The 14,944-nt window shown below is 71.3% G+C and carries 12 protein-coding genes; 6 read left to right on the top strand and 6 right to left on the bottom strand.

The window, feature by feature from the left end:
* Positions 1-30 precede the first annotated feature (30 nt).
* Both BCD48_RS16625 and BCD48_RS16620 read left to right on the top strand, forming a co-directional pair.
* On the top strand, positions 31-846 hold the full coding sequence (locus BCD48_RS16625; protein WP_071049307.1) for a phosphosulfolactate synthase: 816 nt from the start codon (positions 31-33) through the stop codon (positions 844-846).
* Positions 839-1,258 (top strand): VOC family protein, encoded by a 420-nt coding sequence (locus tag BCD48_RS16620; RefSeq protein ID WP_071049306.1) that lies wholly within the window; start codon positions 839-841, stop codon positions 1,256-1,258. Before BCD48_RS16625 ends, BCD48_RS16620 begins: the two co-directional genes overlap by 8 nt.
* 22 nt (positions 1,259-1,280) lie before the next feature.
* Here the strand turns inward: BCD48_RS16620 and BCD48_RS16615 are convergent, their stop codons facing one another.
* Both BCD48_RS16615 and BCD48_RS16610 read right to left on the bottom strand, forming a co-directional pair.
* On the bottom strand, positions 1,281-1,769 hold the full coding sequence (locus tag BCD48_RS16615) for a VOC family protein (RefSeq protein WP_071049305.1): 489 nt from the start codon (positions 1,767-1,769) through the stop codon (positions 1,281-1,283).
* A 423-nt stretch (positions 1,770-2,192) separates the two neighbouring features.
* Positions 2,193-3,029 carry a phosphonatase-like hydrolase gene (locus tag BCD48_RS16610; protein WP_198543274.1) on the bottom strand — a complete coding sequence of 279 codons (837 nt, stop codon included), beginning with the start codon at positions 3,027-3,029 and terminating at the stop codon, positions 2,193-2,195.
* Between the two features lie 112 nt (positions 3,030-3,141).
* Here BCD48_RS16610 and BCD48_RS16605 point away from each other — a divergent pair, with 112 nt between their 5' ends.
* A complete protein-coding gene (locus BCD48_RS16605; protein WP_071049304.1) occupies positions 3,142-4,338 on the top strand; it encodes an FAD-dependent oxidoreductase in 1,197 nt (398 codons plus the stop codon).
* Positions 4,339-4,417: 79 nt separating this feature from the next.
* On the opposite strand, the gene recQ is transcribed toward BCD48_RS16605, so the two are convergent.
* Positions 4,418-6,334 (bottom strand): DNA helicase RecQ, encoded by a 1,917-nt coding sequence (gene recQ, locus BCD48_RS16600; RefSeq protein ID WP_397428678.1) that lies wholly within the window; start codon positions 6,332-6,334, stop codon positions 4,418-4,420.
* Between the two features lie 275 nt (positions 6,335-6,609).
* On the bottom strand, positions 6,610-7,644 hold the full coding sequence (locus BCD48_RS16595; protein WP_083418743.1) for an aquaporin: 1,035 nt from the start codon (positions 7,642-7,644) through the stop codon (positions 6,610-6,612).
* 621 nt (positions 7,645-8,265) lie between these two features.
* Between BCD48_RS16595 and BCD48_RS16590 the strand changes: the two genes are divergently transcribed.
* The 3 genes from BCD48_RS16590 (at position 8,266) to BCD48_RS16580 (ending at position 12,531) form a co-directional block, all read left to right on the top strand.
* Positions 8,266-10,017, top strand: a complete 1,752-nt coding sequence (locus tag BCD48_RS16590) for an NAD(P)/FAD-dependent oxidoreductase (protein ID WP_116271543.1) — start codon at positions 8,266-8,268, stop codon at positions 10,015-10,017.
* Positions 10,014-11,489, top strand: a complete 1,476-nt coding sequence (locus tag BCD48_RS16585) for an ATP-binding protein (RefSeq protein WP_071049302.1) — start codon at positions 10,014-10,016, stop codon at positions 11,487-11,489. The genes BCD48_RS16590 and BCD48_RS16585 overlap by 4 nt, the downstream gene beginning before the upstream one ends.
* Before the next feature lie 220 nt (positions 11,490-11,709).
* Positions 11,710-12,531 carry an alpha/beta fold hydrolase gene (locus BCD48_RS16580; protein WP_071049301.1) on the top strand — a complete coding sequence of 274 codons (822 nt, stop codon included), beginning with the start codon at positions 11,710-11,712 and terminating at the stop codon, positions 12,529-12,531.
* Between the two features lie 85 nt (positions 12,532-12,616).
* Here the strand turns inward: BCD48_RS16580 and BCD48_RS16575 are convergent, their stop codons facing one another.
* Positions 12,617-13,078, bottom strand: a complete 462-nt coding sequence (locus BCD48_RS16575; RefSeq protein WP_071049300.1) for a nitroreductase family deazaflavin-dependent oxidoreductase — start codon at positions 13,076-13,078, stop codon at positions 12,617-12,619.
* 27 nt (positions 13,079-13,105) lie between these two features.
* Complete coding sequence (locus BCD48_RS16570; protein ID WP_071049299.1) at positions 13,106-14,845, bottom strand: ATP-binding protein; 1,740 nt, start codon at positions 14,843-14,845, stop codon at positions 13,106-13,108.
* Positions 14,846-14,944: the final 99 nt, after the last annotated feature.

The raw sequence follows: 14,944 nt of genomic DNA, 5'->3' as shown, positions 1-14,944 counted from the left end.
GGTGGGGGCTGACGCGAGGAGGAATCGAATATGCGGGAGACCGCCCTTCGGCTACCGAACCGGCAGGTCAGGCCCCGCGCGCGAGGGCTGACAATGGTGATCGACAACGGCCTTCCGACCGGCCACTTCCAGGACGCGATCAGCAGTGCGGCCGAGTTCATCGACCTGGTGAAGTTCGGCTGGGGGACCGCCCTGGTCACGTCCGGCCTCGACCGGAAGATTGATGTCCTGCGGTCCCTCGGAATTGACTACTTCTTCGGCGGGACCTTGTTCGAGAAGCATGTGCTGCAGGATCGGTTCGATGACTACCGGGTTTTCTGCAAAGCCCATGGCTGTAGTCATATCGAGGTGTCCAACGGGACGATCGAGCTGCCGAACCACGAGAAGGACGCATACATCGAGAAGCTCACGGATGACTTCGTCGTCCTCAGCGAGGTCGGCTTCAAGGACGGCGAGCGGTCCGAGCGGCTCTCACCGTCGCGCTGGGTCGAGTTCATCCGCGCGGACCTGGACGCGGGCGCGGACCTCGTCATCACCGAGGCCAGGGAAAGCGGCCGCAGCGGCATCTGCCGGCCCGACGGCCGGCTCCGCTTCGGGCTGATCGAGGACATCCTGGACGCCGGCCTACCGGCGGATCAACTGCTGTTCGAGGCGCCGACGAAGGAGCTGCAGACCTACTTCGTGCGCCGGGTCGGGACGAACGTGAACCTCGGTAACATCGCGCCGGCCGAGGTGCTCGCGCTGGAGACGCTGCGCCTCGGCCTGCGCTCGGACACGCTGCTCGACGTCGAGACGGACCTCGGGCCGCGCGCGGGCCGGGCCGCCGCCGGGGGCGGGTATGCGTGAACCGGCGGACGCGTTCCACCTGGCGATCCCGGCCTACGACCTGGACGAGGCCGTCGACTTCTACGTCGGCCAGCTCGGCTGCAAGCTGGCCAGGCGCTATCCCGACCGGATCACCCTGGATTTCTTCGGCGACCAGGTCGTGTGCCATCTGTCCGAGCCGCCGGACCGTGACGCGGGCCCGCTGCCGCTCCGGCTGAAGCTCTACCCGCGCCATTTCGGCGTCACCTTCCACCACGCCGAGGACTTCGACGCGCTCCTGCGCCTGGTCCGGATCCGCGGCGTCTCGGTGTTCCAGCCCATCGGTCTCAGGTTCGAGGGGCTCGCCGAGGAGCACCGGACGCTGGTCCTACGCGACCCGTCCGACAACCTGCTGGAGTTCAAGCATTATGCCGACCCGCGGATGATGTACTGACGCCCTTGACACGGCGACGCCCTCAGCCGGCGACCGGCGTCTCGCCCGCGGCCCGGCGCAGCCCGGCGATGTCGAGACGGCTCATCTTCAGCATCGCCTGGGTGGCCCGGTTCGCGCGCTCCGGGTCCGGGTCGCCGAGCAGCTCGTACAGCGCGGCGGGGACAACCTGCCAGGACACGCCGAAGCGGTCCTTCAGCCAGCCGCAGCTTCCCTCCTCACCGCCGCCCGCGGTCAGCCCGTACCAGTAGTGGTCGACCTCCTCCTGCGAACCACAGGAGATCATGAACGAGATCGCCTCGGTGAACGGGAACTGCGGGCCGCCGTTGAGCCCGAGATACTCCTGCCCGTCCAGCGAGAAGCCCACGGTCATCGCGGCGCCCGCCGTCCCCGGGGTGTCCGGCCCGTAGCGCGACACGTCCAGAATCTTCGAGTTCGGGAACAGGGAGACGTAGAACTCGGCGGCCTGCTCGGCCCGGCCGTCGAACCACAGGCACGGCGTCGTCTTCGGCATGCTGGCAACCTCCCAGGTCGTCGGCGGTGAGATGGCCCCCGTCGACGGGCGCCGCCGACTTCCGGCGGCCGTCCAGGAAATGACCGTCCTTGGCCGCCGAACTCATCGCTCCACGACGCCCCGTGTTCGTCGTGCTTGGGTGCGAAGCCATCGGATTGGGTGTCGAGTGACGATGCGGGGCGTCGCATCGTGCCAGTGAGCCGTTCGCGTGACCCGGCCACCAATGGTGACGGCGCATCAGCGCTGCGCGAACCCAACCACCTCATCGGCCCCGGAACCAGGCCGACCACCGTCATAGGCATCGGCCCGGAATCACGTGGGAGGGCGCTCCGCGCCCGACAGGCCGCGCCCGGCCGGGGTCCCTGCCGGATCGCGAAGCGATCTGGGAGGTCTGGGGCGCGGAGCGTCCGTCGCGGGACGGCCTCAGCCGGTGGGCCCGGTGACCAGAGCGGGGATGTCGGCGACGCTGGCGAGCAGGTGGGTGTGGCGGACCGCGCCGAGCACGGACGCGCCGACCTGGCCGGTCAGCACCCCCACGACGACACCGGCGCCCGCGTTCGTCCCGGCCCGCAGGTCACGGACGGTGTCGCCGGCGACCAGTATCCGGGCCACGGCGGTGGCACCCGTCAGCTCCATCGCACGGAAGATCATGTAGGGGGCGGGTCGGCCAGCGGGGACGTCGTCCGCGCACACCACCGCGTCGAGCAGGCCACCGTCCCAGCTGAGGGAAGCGAGCAGCGGGCCGACGACCGACCGGTCGAAGCCGGTGGTCAGCGCGATCCGGATGCCGCGGGCCCGCAGCGTGCCGAAGGCCTCGACCACGCCGGGTATGGGCATGGGCGGCCGCGTCCGGTAGGCGGCCGCGAGCCGGCCACGGAAGTCAAGGAAGACCCGCTCGACCTCCGCCGCGTCGACGCTCGCCTGGTCCTCGGCGGCACGGGCCGGGGCGCCGGTCAGCAGCGCGCGGATCGCGGCCCGCTTGTCGGCGCCCATCCAGCGCTCGATGTCGTCGTCGCCCGGCGCGCCGCCAGCGGCCTCGACGGCCCGCCGCAGCGCCTGGTACACCGCGCCGTGCTCCTCGACGGTGGTGCCGGCTATGTCGAACACCGCCAGGTCGATGCGCGGGCGGTCCGCGACGACGCCCGAGGCGCCGTCCGTGGCGACAACGCCCGGGGCGGCGCCGACGCCCGGCGCGGGCGGCACGAGGACGGACACGGATGAGCCGGTGGACACGGTGGAGTCGGTGGAGTCGGCGGCCACGGGTTCACCTTCCCAGGACGAGGACGGCGGACGCATGGGCACGACATGAACACGCGGCCAACTCCTCTCCCCGCCGTTGACCAGGGATTTTCCCCGCCGAAATGCTCGACCCATGCGGTTTGCTCGCGAGCGGTTCGACGTGGTTGTCGTAGGCGCGGGGATCATCGGGCTGGCCCACGCGGCCGAGGGAGTGCGGCGCGGGCTGCGGGTGGCCGTCGTCGAGCGGGACGAGTTCGCGCGCGGCGCGTCCGTGCGCAACTTCGGCCACGGCTGCGTGAGCGGCCAGGCGGGCGCCGCGATGGGCTACGCCCAGGTGGCGCGCGAGCGCTGGCTCGAGCTCGGCCGGCTTGCCGGGTTCTTCGCCGAGCCCACCGGCTCGGTGGTGGTCGCCCGCTCCGAGGAGGAGCTCGCCGTGCTGGGCGAGTTCGCCGCCGTGGGACCGGCCCCTGTCGAGCTCCTCGACGCGGACGGGGTGCGTGCCCGGGTGCCGTCGCGCGCGCGGACGCTGCTCGGCGGTGCCTGGCTGCCCTGGGACGTCCGGGTGAACCCGCGCGAGGCTGTCGGAGCGCTGGCCCGCTGGCTTGCCGGCCGGGGTGTGACGTTCTTCTGGCGGACCGCCGCGACTGGTGTCGAGGAGGGCCTGCTGCACACCAGCCGCGGTGACCTCGCCGCGCCCGCGATCGTGCTGGCCACCGGCCACGACCTCGACTGGCTGCTCCCGGAGCTCGCCGAGGAGGCCGGAATGCGCCGCTGCGCGCTGCGGATGCTCCGGGTCAGCGCCCCTGGCGGCACCGGCGCCCCCGGCAGCGCCGGCGGCGGGGGCGCCGGCGGCGGCGAGGTGGATGGTGGCGCGAGTGGCGCGCGTTTCCGCCCCGGCGTGCTGACCGGGCTGTCGCTGCTGCGTTACGCCGCCTTCGAGCGCTGCCCGTCCCTGCCGGCGCTGCGTGCCCGCTTCGAGGCCGAGCGGCCCGACCTGCTTGCCGTCGACATGAACCTGATGTTCACCCAGCTCCCGGACGGCGATCTGATCATCGGCGACACCCACGAGCGCGCCGTCACGCATCACCCGTTCCAGGCCGAACGGGTCGACGACCTGGTGCTGGCTGAGACCGCCGAGCTGCTCGGTGTGCCGGCGGCCGAGCTGGTGGTCCGCGAGCGCTGGCGCGGCTACTACGCGACCGCACCCGATCGCGAGTTCCTGGTCGCGACGCCGCATCCGGGCGTGCGGGCCGTCGTCGTCACGACCGGCATAGGAATGACGACGTCGCACGGTCTCGCCGCCGAGGTCCTCGCGGACCTCGTCCCGTGAGCCACCACTCCCGCCGCCGGACAGCCTGGCCCACGGACGCGCCGGCACCGGGCCGGCCCTTATGCCGACCCGATGACTCTCACGGGGCGGCCAGGGTGTCGAGGACCTGCTGGCCGTACTTGGTGAGCTTGTTCTCGCCCACGCCGTTGATCGTGGCCAGCTCCGCGAGGGTCGACGGAAGCCGGCTCGCGATCTCGCGCAGGGTGGCGTCATGGAAGATGACGTAGGCCGGGACGCTCTGCTCCTTGGCGGTGGCGCCGCGCCAGGCGCGTAGCCGCTCGAAGACGGCGGCGGCCTCGGCCGACAGGTCCACGGCCGCGACGGCGCGCCTGGCCTTGCCGTCCGCCGACCCGGCACCGCGGGAGCCACCGGCGGTCTTCGCGGGGCGTTCTGGGTCGCGGCGCATCGAGACCTTGCGTGTCCCGCGCAGCACGTCGGCACTCGTCTCGGTGAGCACCAGGGTGCCGTGCTCGCCCTCGACGGTGAGCAGCCCCTGCGCCAGCAGCTGGCGGACGACGCCGCGCCACTGCGACTCGTTCAGCTCGGCGCCGACTCCGAAGACGGTCAGCGTCTGGTGCTCGTGCTGGGTCACCTTCGGGGTAATGCGGCCGAGCAGGATGTCGGTGACGTGGCCGGCGCCGAACTTCTGCCGGCGTTCCTTGGCCAGTCGCAGCACCGTCGACAGCAGCTTCTGCGCGGCGACCGTCCCGTCCCAGGTCTCGGGCCGGTTCAGACAGGTGTCGCAGTTGCCGCAGGAGCCGGCGCGCTCTTGGCCGAAGTAGGCGAGCAGGCCGGTGCGACGGCACTCGACCGTCTCGCACAGCGACAGCATCGCGTCCAGGTGGACGCCCTGGCGACGTCGGTGCGCCGCGTCGCCGTCCGATGAATTGATCATCTTGCGGAGCTGGACGACGTCCTGCAGGCCGTAGGCGAGCCAGGCCGTGGACGGCAGGCCGTCGCGGCCGGCGCGGCCGGTCTCCTGGTAGTAGCCCTCGACCGACTTTGGTAGGTCCAGGTGGGCGACGAAGCGCACGTCCGGCTTGTCGATGCCCATGCCGAACGCGATGGTCGCGACCATGACCAGGCCGTCCTCGCGGAGGAACCGCGCCTGGTTCGTGGCCCGGACCCGTGAGTCCAGGCCCGCGTGGTAGGGCAGCGCGGCGATCCCGTTCGTGACCAGGAAGTCGGCGGTCTGTTCGACGGACGCCCGCGACAGGCAGTAGACGATGCCCGCGTCGCCTGCGTGCTCCGAGCGCAGCAGATCGAGCAGCTGCCGCTTCGGCTCCTTCTTCGGGACGATGCGGTAGGAGATGTTCGGCCGGTCGAAGTCGGCGACGAAGTGCCGGGCGCTCTCCAGGCCGAGCCGGCCGGTGATCTCCTGGTGCGTCGCCGGGGTCGCGGTCGCGGTGAGCGCGACCCGCGGCACGTCCGGCCAGCGCTCGTGCAGGGCCGACAGCGCGAGGTAGTCGGGCCGGAAGTCATGGCCCCACTGCGCGACGCAGTGCGCCTCGTCGATCGCGAAAAGCGCGATCCTGCCCCGGTCGAGCAGGTCCATGGTCGACGGCAGCCGCAGCCGCTCGGGAGCCAGGTAGAGCAGGTCCAGCTCGCCGGCGAGGAAGAGCGCCTCGACCGTCCTGCGCTGGTCGGGGTCCTGGGTGGAGTTGATGAAGTCGGCCCGCGCGCCGAGCGCCCGCAGCGCGTCGACCTGGTCCTGCATGAGGGCGATCAGCGGCGAGATCACGATTCCGGTGCCGGGCCGGACGAGCGCGGGGATCTGGTAGCAGAGGCTCTTACCCGCGCCGGTCGGCATCAGCACGAGCGCGTCGCCGCCATCGATGACGTGCTCGATGATCTCCTGCTGCCCGCCGCGGAACGACTCGTACCCGAACACCCGCCGCAGCACCCGCCGGGCGGCGCTCACCGGCTCGGTGGCGTCCGCCGGTGCCGGCGGTGGTGGACTCGGCGCCTGGACGGAGGCGCCCGCGGTCTCAGTCACAGGCAAGGTCACCCGGCTACTGTAGAAGCCCCCTGCGACATCGTCGCCCGCACCGTCCTACCTGTGGACAACCCAGGCGTGGGCTGTCGCCGCGGCGTGCATGCCTCCCGTCGGCGCGGCCCCCGTGCGGGCCGGCGCGGCCGCGGCCTCACCAGAAGCCGCGTCCCCAATGGGAATCGCGGCCCCCTCGAGCGTCGCGGACCCCTGGCCCAAAGAGCGCCCAGGCCCCGAAGACCGAGGCTCGACCACGCGGGCCGGTGCCTGGCCTGGCGTCCCTAGCGCCCGCCGGACCGGTCCGTGCCGGCCCGGTCGTCGCGGGGCTGGCGCGCGTCGCCCCTGGGCTGGTCGTCCGGATAGAGATCCGGGGAGGCCCCGTTGGAGCGCGCCGTCGATCCGGCCGGCTCGCCCCGCCCGTCCGGCCGGCCCGGGGCACCGCCGGGCATCCGGATCAGGTCCTCCAGCGACAGTCGCACACCCTCGAGCCGGGCGGCTTCCTGCGCGAGCCGGTACGCGGACTCCTCCGGCAGCGCGCGGAACGTCGACGCGCGGACCTGCGGCCCGGCCCGCAACGCGAGGTGCACGGCCGCCGCGAGCAGCGCCCCGATGAGCGGCGCGACGATGAACAGCCACAGCTGGCTGAGCGCCCAGCCGCCGGCGAACACCGCCGGGCCCAGGCTGCGGGCAGGGTTGATCGACGCGTTGTCGACCGGGATCGCGACCAGGTTGCCGACGACCAGCACGAAGCCGATCGCGATGCCGGCGAAACCGGGCGGCGCCTGGATGTGGGTCGCTCCGAGCACGGTGAACACGAGCAGGCCGGTGAGGACCAGCTCCGCGAGGAACGCCCCGCCAAGGCCGAAGCCGCCCGGCGAGTGCGCGCCGTACCCGTTCGCGCCCAGGCCCTGCGCCCCCGCCGAGTAGCCGAACGGCCCCGAGTCGGCGATCAGCCAGACCGTCGCCGCGGCGAGGATCGCGCCGAGGCACTGCGCGACGATGTAGGCGACGGCGGCCTTCGGCGCGATCTTGCGCGCCGCGCACAGGCCGACCGTCACCGCCGGGTTCACATGGCAGCCGGAGACCGGGCCGATCACATAGACCAGCACGAGCAGGGTGAGGCCGAAGGCGAGCGCCACTCCAAGCGCCCCCATGAAGCCCCCCGCGAGCACGGCCGTCCCGACGCCGGCGAGGACCAGAAAGAACGTGCCGATCCCCTCCGCGACGCAGGGCCTCAACCACGTTCGTCCGGTCTCGTCTGGTTTCGCCTGCCTGCCCGTCGCGGCCGTCGCCGCCGTCCGCGCGATCGCGCTCACATCTATTCGCCTCCCTTGCTCTTCCGCATCCGGTGCGCGACGCTGCGCTACCGGTTTGGGTTCCTGGCCGAGGTACCCGGACGTGGGCGGACAACCCGTTCCCGCTGGTCGCCCGGCTGGGCCGCGGATATCGGGCCGCGCAGACGCCGCGACACGCCGCGGACGCGGGGAGCGATCCGGCCGGACGCGCGGCGAGCCCGGACCTGGCCGGCCGGCCGGGAGATGCGCACGGCCAGGTCGCCCGGCCGCTGGATACCTATGCTTGAGGCGCCGGGTTGTTTTCCGCCGGTCCGGGAGCAGTGGGTTGGGGCGTCCCCCGGAGCCTCTGCCCCCGGCGGCCGGCCCGAGCAGGGAGTCGACCGTGACCAGCATCCCGCGAGTGCCAGGCAGTCCCGACCTTCCAGGCCCCCCAGGATCTCCATACATGTCTTCCGGTTCTGTGTCTTCCGGTTCTGTGCTCAGTGACGCCGCCGCCGGCCACGCGGTCCGCGGCCGGGCGCGTTCGGCCACGGCCACCAGCCTCGGCCGGCTTCGCCAGGGGCGCCGATCGTGACCGAGACCACCTCCGTCGCCGCCGGGCGGCCGGCCACGGCCGGCGCCACCCAGCCGGCACCGGCCGCCGTGGGCCGGCCGGCGATCCTGACCGTCGACGACGACCCGAGCGTCTCCCGCGCGGTCGCCCGTGACCTGCGCCGCCGTTACGGCGAGCAGTGCCGGATCGTGCGGGCGGAGTCCGGCCCGCAGGCGCTCGACACCCTGCGGGAGATGAAACTGCGCGGCGACCACGTCGCCGTGCTGGTCGCCGACTACCGGATGCCCCAGCTCGACGGCATCCAGTTCCTCGAGCAGGCGATGGACCTCTACCCGGAAGCCAAGCGGGTGCTGCTGACCGCGTACGCGGACACCAACGCCGCCATCGAGGCCATCAACGTCGTCGATCTCGACTACTACCTGCTCAAGCCCTGGAACCCGCCGGAGGAGAAGCTCTACCCGGTCATCGACGCGCTGCTGGACTCCTGGAACTGTTCGGACCGGCGGCCGGTGCTGGAGACCCGGGTCGTCGGCGACCGGTGGTCCTCCCGGTCCTACGAGGTCCGCGAGTTCCTCGCCCGTAACCAGGTGCCCTACCGGTGGTATCTCGCGGACGAGCCGGAGGGACGCCGGCTGCTCGCCGCCGCGACCGCGGACGCCCCGGCCCCGGCCCCAGTCCCCGTCGACACCTACGCCATCGCGGACACCGACGTCCCCGTGATCGGGAGCCCGAACGGCGCGGCGGCGAATGGGCACACCGTCGCGCTACCGGTGGTCGTGACGCCGGGCGGGACCGCGCTCGTCAACCCGACGGACGCTCAGATCGCCGCCGAGGTCGGGCTGAGCACCACCCCGTGCGAGGACTTCTACGACGTCATCATCATCGGTGGGGGGCCGGCCGGGCTCGGCTCGGCGGTGTACGCGGCGTCCGAGGGCCTCAAGACCGTGCTCATCGAACGCACGGCCACCGGCGGCCAGGCCGGGCAGAGCTCGCGGATCGAGAACTACCTGGGCTTCCCCGACGGCGTGTCCGGCGCGCAGCTCACCGACCGGGCGCGGCGCCAGGCCGTCAAGTTCGAGGCGGAGGTGATCACTGCCCGGGAGGTCGTCGAGCTGCGGACGGCGGGCAACACCCGCATGGTCCGCTTCGCCGACGGCGGGGAGCTCAGCGCGCACACCATCGTCCTGGCCACCGGCGTCGCCTACCGCCAGCTGCCGGCGTCCGGGCTCGAGCGGCTGACCGGCCGCGGGGTGTTCTACGGCTCCGCGCTCACGGAGGCCGCCGGCTGCGCCGGCGAGGACATCTACGTCGTCGGCGGGGCCAACTCAGCCGGGCAGGCGGCGGTCTACCTCGCCCGGCATGCCCGGTCGGTGACGATGCTGGTGCGCGGCCGGTCGCTGCAGGCCTCGATGTCGCACTACCTGATCGAGCAGATCGCCGGGATCGCGAACATCACCGTGCGGAACTGTACGGACGTGGTCGCGGGTGAGGGCGACGAGCATCTGGGCACCCTCACGCTTCGCGACAGCGCGACGGGCGCGACCGAGACGGTCCCCGCCAGCCGGCTGTTCGTCTTCATCGGTGCCGAGCCGCGCACCGACTGGCTCGACGGCACCGTCGAGCGCGACGCGCACGGCTTCGTCCTCACCGGTCCGGATCTCGTCGTCGACGGGCGCCGCCCGCGCGGCTGGACGCTCGACCGGGACCCGTATCACCTGGAAACCAGCCTGCCGGGGGTGTTCGTGGCCGGAGACGCACGGTCGGAGTCAGTGAAACGAGTCGCCTCGGCGGTGGGCGAGGGCGCGATGGCCATCGCGCTCGTCCACAGGTACCTCGCATGAGCGCGGGCGAGGCGCCCCAGGGCACGCCACCGGCAGGCGGGCTGCCGTGCAGCGTTGACGAGCTGCGGTCGCTGTTCCTGTTCGAGAAGCTGACCGACGCCCAGCTCGCCTGGCTGTGCGAGCGGGGCCGAGTCATCGAGGCCGAGTCGGGAATGGTGATCGTCGAAGGCGAGCCGGCGGAGCTGTTCGTCGTCCTGCTCGAGGGCGAGGTCGCCGTCATCAAGCGGGTCCAGGGCGTGGACGTCGAGATCAGCCGGACCGACCACCGGGGCGTCTACGGCGGCGCCTGGAACGCCTACCTGGGCGACCGGGTCCCGCAGACCTACCCGCAGTCGCTGCGGGCGCTACGGCCGTCCCGGTTCTTCGTGCTCGACGCCGACCAGTTCGCGTTCCTCATGCGCGACTGGTTCCCGATGGCGGTGCACCTGCTGGAGGGCCTGTTCTTCGGGCTGCGCAACCTCCAGGAGACCGTCGGGCAGCGCGAACGGCTGCTCGCCCTCGGCGCGCTGTCGGCGGGCCTGACGCACGAGCTCAACAACCCCGCCGCGGCGGCCGTGCGGGCGACGGCGGGCCTGCGCGAGCGGGTCGCCGGCATGCGGCACAAGCTCAGCCTCATCGCCGACGGCCTGTATGACAAGGCGGTGCTGAGCACGCTCATCCGGCTGCAGGAGGAGGCGGCGGAACGGGTTGCCAAAGCGCCGACGCTGTCGCCGCTGGAGGCCAGCGACCGCGAGGACGAGCTGGGCGACTGGTTCGACGAGCACGGCGTCGACTCCGGCTGGGACGTCGCGCCGGTGTTCGTGCAGGCGGGCATCGACATCGGCTGGCTCGACCAGGTCGCCGAGCTGGTGGGCGGCGAGCACCTGGCCAGCGCGGTCCGCTGGCTCGGCTACACCGTCGAGACCGAGCTGCTCATGAACGAGATCGAGGACTCGACGACCCGGGTGTCCACGCTCGTGGGCGCGGCCAAGCAGTACTCCCAGCTCGACCGGGCCCCGTTCCAGACCGTCGACATCCACGACCTGCTCAAGAGCACGCTCGTCATGCTCGGGCGCAAGATCGGGGACGGCATCGAGGTCGTGAAGGATTTCGACCGGACGCTGGCGCCGATCGCGGTCTACGCCGCCGAGCTGAACCAGGTCTGGACGAACCTGATCGACAACGCCGTCTCGGCGATGGGCGGCATCGGCACGCTGACGCTGCGTACCTGGGGTGACGGCGAGTCGGTCACCGTCGAGATCGGCGACACCGGCCCGGGCATCCCGGCGGACATCGTCGGCCGCATCTTCGAGCCCTTCTTCACCACCAAACCCGTCGGCGAGGGTACCGGCCTCGGGCTGGACATCTCCTGGCGGATCGTCGTCAACAAGCACCACGGCGACCTGCGCGTCGTCAGCTCCGAGCCCGGCGACACCCGTTTCCAGGTCAGCCTCCCGCGCGCCCAGCCGGAACCGCTCGGCCCACCGGTCTGACCGGCCGGCGGCCGGAACGGGCCGGCGGGCGGAATGTGCCGGCGGGCGGCCGTCCTGACGGGCGGTGGTGGATGGCAGTCACGTGACGGATGACGGCCGGCAGTCGCTGATCTAGCGTCGAAGACGTCGGCGGGGCGCCCGCGGCGGCGCTGAGCAGGGCCCGAGGCGCCTGCGCACGCCGGCAGGCCGCTGATCCACGCCAGCTTCCAGGAGGAAGATCATGCCCTTCATCACGACCCGCGACGGTGCCGAGATCTTCTACAAGGACTGGGGCTCGGGGCAGCCGGTGGTCTTCAGCCACGGCTGGCCGCTGAACGCGGATGCCTGGGACTCCCAGCTGAAGGCCGTCGCCGATGCCGGGTTCCGCGCGATCGCGCACGACCGGCGCGGGCATGGCCGGTCCACCCAGACCTGGACCGGCAACGACATGGACACCTATGCCGACGACCTGGCCCAGCTGGTGACGGCGCTGGACCTGCACGACGCCGTCCACGTCGGCCACTCCACCGGCGGCGGCGAGGTCGCCCGCTACATCGGCCGGCACGGGACCTTCCGGGTGGCGAAGGCGGTGCTGCTCGGCGCGGTCCCGCCGTTGATGCTGAAGACCGAGGCCAACCCGGAAGGCCTGCCGATCGACGCGTTCGACGGCATCCGAGCCGGCGTGCTCGCCGACCGGTCGCAGTTCTACAAGGACCTCGCCACGCCGTTCTACGGCTTCAACCGGCCCGGCGCGCGGGTCTCCCAGGGCGTGATCGACGAGTTCTGGCTGCTGAGCATGCAGGCGGGCCTCAAGCCCGCCTACGACTGCATCAAGCAGTTCTCCGAGACCGACTTCACCGACGACCTGGCGAAGTTCGACATCCCGACCCTGGTCGCGCACGGAGACGACGACCAGATCGTCCCGATCGTCGCCTCGGCGTACAGGACCGCAAAGCTCGTCAAGGACGCGACGCTCAAGGTCTACCCGGGCGCGCCGCACGGCCTGTACGGCGACCACAGCGCCGAGTTCTCCAGGGACCTGGTCGCCTTCATCAAGGGCTGAGCCCGAGCGCGCGCCGGTCGGTACCCGCGGGCCGGCGCGCGCGTCAGGAAGCGCGGCTCGGGAAAGGTGACTCAGCCGGCGCGGCTCAGGAGACGGAGGTGAGGACGACGACGGGGATGTCCCGGTCGGTGCGCTTCTGGTAGTCGGTGTAGGGCGGCCAGACCTCGACCATCTTCGGCCAGAGGCGGGCCTTCTCCTGCGGGGTCGCGGTGCGGGCGGTCGCCTTGAACGCGTCCGCCTTCACCTGCAGCTCGACCTCGGGGTTGTCGACCAGATTGCGGTACCAGAGCGGGTGTGCCTGCGCGCCGCCCTTCGACGCGACGACCAGGTAGTCGTCGCCGTCCTGGCTGTAGATCAGCGCGGTGCGCCGGGGCTGGCCGGACCGCCGGCCGATCGTCGTCAGCAGCAGCGTAGGCACGCCCTCGGCCAGGGAGCCGTCCGGGCCGTACCAGAGGTGCCCCTCCTCGCCGCCGCTCTCCACATAGGTGCGGGTATGGTCGGCAACCCACTTGTTCGGGCTGTCCGTCGGTGTCGTCGACTCGCTCATGGCCCCATCCTTCATCGCGTCCGGCAGCTATACCGGCCGCTTGTCCTGTGTTGGCTGATCGTGCCGTCGCCAAAGGGCGTTCTTGGACCGGCTCGGACCCACGAGTTGGGCGAGCCCAGCTCTTCGAAGGCGGCCAAGCGCGTTGCGAACCTGGACGTCGGTCAGGCCCGTTCGGGAGACGATCTCGTGTCGACTGACGGGTTGGGCCGTCAGGCTGGCGAGAACGGTCTCCTGGTGCGTTGACGGCTGCGGCCTGACCTGCGTGCGCTGAACCGACGCTGAGGCGAGCCGGTACGTGGCCTGCCCGCGGTCGCCTTCCTGGACCAGCAGGTCGCGATCACGCAGTTCGCGCAGGTGCGCGGTCGCGGTCCGGCTGTCGGCGATCCCGGTGGCTTGGCGGTAGCTGACATTGGTCAGCCTCGTCCCGCGCCGGGCAAGTGCCAGCGCGGTGAGCTGCCCCCTGGCAAGGCCGCTCACATTGAGCGTGGACAGCCAGGCCGCGGTGGACTCGTCCAGGAGAGCGTGGTTCGGGATCGTCACCGCGAAAGTCGCGACGTTGTCCTCGAAACGGGGGGGTTCCATGCCCGCGTTGGTCAGTGCAGCGCGCACCTGGGCGATTCCGGTACCGCGGTTCTCGCACACGGTGTGCCCTGGCGCGAGTGGTGTGTCTTCCAGGATCTTGAGTAGCACCGCGTTGCGGGACGAGGCCGGTATGGTGCCGAGACCGAGCTCGGCGACGTTCAGCGGGCCAAACAGCCCGCCGGGATTGCGGACCAGCAGCCGATCGGGGTACAGCTCGATCTGCACCTGCGCACCCTGCGATGACGGCGAGTAGTCCCGGTGGACGAGAGCGTTGACGAGAACCTCGCGGAGGACTTCCTCGGGGTACTCCCACTCGTTTATCCGGAAAATTCCGGCGATCGTGCTGCGTTGCTTCATGTGACGTTTCAGCAACGTAATGGAATCCTGCACCATGACCGGGACTGAGCCGTCGAACGAGCGGTTGTCCAGAAAACGTTCGCCACGCGGGCCGGGTACCGTCGGCTCGGTCGTCGGGAAGACCGTGATCGTCACGTTTAGCTGAGGGAGGTGCTGCTGTGGGTAGCTGCCGAACGCCAGCAGGCCGGCCAGCGTCGGTCGTGTGCCGTCGGCGGTGTCGCGCAGCACGTTGAGCAGACGCAGGATCTCGTCGTCAGAGCGACCCGTGAACACGGCCCGCTGTTCGCGGACCCGAGTCAGGAAGGCGCCCAGGCGCCGCTGGTCGAGATCGGTCTCGGACGCCTCCGGTACCGCGGCCGCGTCATGCCTCGTCGGCTTCCTGTTCTCCAGCAGGAGCTGGACCTCGTAGGCGGATAGTCTGCGGTCGCCGTCGGACATCCGAATGAAGGAGCTGTCCCACGGCGCGGTCCTGGCCAGGTGACAGGGCCGTTGCTCCCGAGGAATCGCCGGGATGTGGGCAGCCAGTACCTTCCGTCCGTCCATGTCGACGATGTCGACGGTCGCGGCAATGGAAGGTTCCATGGACCGGCACAGCGCGACGAACTGGTCTCTCGTCTCGTCGGGGAAGAGGAGGCCCACCACGTCGAACGAGGCCTTCTCGTCTACACCAAGAATGATCATGCCGCCATCGGCGTTGGCGAAGGCGCTGATCGTCTCGTGGAGCGTCCGCGGCATGCCGCCACGGGCCTTCTTCACCTCGACGCGATGGTTGTCGCGGCCGAGCCGGACAAGCTCGGCGAGCACGTGGCTGACAGTCTCGCGATCCATCGGTGTACCTCGTCAGGATCTTCGCCCGGGGTATCAGGATTCCATCATGCTACTCGTGGGCGCATCAGGCTCCTCAGTAGCATGACGCGAGCATGATGG

The organism is Pseudofrankia coriaricola (assembly GCF_001854805.1).
GTDB lineage: Bacteria > Actinomycetota > Actinomycetes > Frankiales > Frankiaceae > Pseudofrankia.
Note: the sequence above shows the minus strand (reverse complement) of the source record. Positions and strands in the feature narration are given on the sequence as shown.